This is a genomic window from Ferroacidibacillus organovorans (assembly GCF_001516615.1).
GTDB lineage: Bacteria > Bacillota > Bacilli > Alicyclobacillales > SLC66 > Ferroacidibacillus > Ferroacidibacillus ferrooxidans_B.
Genome location: NZ_LPVJ01000064.1, coordinates 1 through 1,823 on the forward strand (window position 1 = coordinate 1; position 1,823 = coordinate 1,823).

The 1,823-nt window shown below is 50.0% G+C and carries 1 protein-coding gene; it reads left to right on the forward strand.

Going from position 1 to position 1,823, the window contains the following annotated elements:
* Positions 1-203 precede the first annotated feature (203 nt).
* Positions 204-1,751 carry a PAS domain-containing protein gene (locus ATW55_RS13730; RefSeq protein ID WP_067719054.1) on the forward strand — a complete coding sequence of 516 codons (1,548 nt, stop codon included), beginning with the start codon at positions 204-206 and terminating at the stop codon, positions 1,749-1,751.
* Positions 1,752-1,823: the final 72 nt, after the last annotated feature.

Consider the following 1,823-nt stretch of genomic DNA (forward strand, 5'->3'; position numbering starts at 1 on the left):
TCCTGAAGTCTGGTTCTATTTGGCATTCGAATGGTCCCCGTGGTCGACCAACTGGGAAAAAGATGCGTGGGGCCTGCGGTAGATATACTCATTCGTGCATTAGTTGTATATTTGGACTATACTAAGGTACACGACCCAATGTGTATAGGTTATTACAACCCATTATAGTGATAGATATAAGGATGAATTTGGGGAGATTAGGTGTGAGCGAGCGATTAAATGAGTCCTTATTTTTACTCCTCGATCAAATAACTGACGCGATCATGATCACGGATTTGACGGAGAAGATTCTCTATGTCAATTCGGCGTTCACCAAGATGACAGGCTATTCCTTTTCTGAACTTATCAACCGGAAACCGGAGATGCTTCAAGGCGTTGAGACAAGCAGTGAGACGCGCAAAAAAATAGCCGCGACACTGCAACATGGCCACGCTTTTGATGGCGAAATTCTCAACTACCGAAAAGATGGGCGGTCTTTTTGGAATTACCTGTCCATTAGTCCCGTTCGCGATCAGGATGGGCAGATCAGTTATTACCTTTCGATTCAAAGGGACGTCAGCGTGGATCGAACGATGCTTCTTCTTCGCCATCACACTGAGTGGGAACTCGCAGAGGTTGTCGCACTTTATCGGGCGCTCTCCGTGACGCAGCAGATTCTTAGTGAACCTCACTCAGGAGTTAGCGTGAGTGATCGGCTGGGTGAACTTTGCGACCATCTTACCCAGATGCTTCACGTGAACTTGGTTTATGTTGGCGTATTGGATCGACAGGGTGGCCGCGTGCGCGTTCTAGCCGCGAGCGGTCCCTCAAGGCATTATGTAGAAACTCTGGAGATCTCAGATGATGAACTAACGGAGGAAGGGCGCGGCCCAGCCGGTCAATCACTGCGGACACTTAGCACTGTGCTTGCCCACGCGAGTGATCCTTCCCTGCAATTGTGGAGGGACAAATTAGAGCGTTTTGGCCTTGACAGTACACTGGTATCTTCCGCTTCCACAGAATCCGGCCGGAAAATCCTGCTCTCGTTGTACCGTTCTGCCGAAAACCCGTTTATCGCGGGTGTTGAGCATTTAATGGAAGGAATTACAAAGGAAATCGCGGCCTTTTTTGATCGGGTAGAGACGTACGAGCGATTGCAGATGATTCAGTCTTATCGCAATGCGCTGCGCGCATTCCAACGGTCTCTTCTGGCGATGAACGATGCTGCGGAGATTATGAAATCATTGGTGGATGTGATTGCCACGCACACAGAGGTTAGCTGTGTCGATGCATTTATGACGGGAACGAAGGATGTGCCGCTTGAGCGTGTTCACGTCGCGGGACCGTTGGCGATCCATTTTCTGCAATTGCCTCCGCCTCATACAACCGCGCATTTGCATCAAGATGGTGTGCCGCTTCCAACGCAAGTGTGGCAAACCGGTAAAAAAATTGTGATCATAAATCCTGCGCAAGACGAATCCCTCCCTTCACTTTGGCGAATTCCACCACTTTGTGACATGGGCGTGGTATCCGGTTGGCCGCTTCTCTCGCCTCGCGACAACACGGTGTTTGGGGTGATCACCATTACCGCACAGGCGGGGGATACGTTCTCGCAGGAAGTGGATGTGCTGATTGAAGACATGGTTCAGTCTGCAGCGCTCGCGATGGAGCGAGTAGAGGCAAGACGAGAGATGGAGCGCTTGCAACAATATCAGGAAGCGGGTTTGGAGGCGCAACACGCCTTTCTTGCACTTTCAGATGAAGAAACATGAGTTATGCAGTTGTCCCCAATAATTGGGTATTGGTAGGTTCAAACCATCTCATTTCCAGTTTCGTTGGCCAGT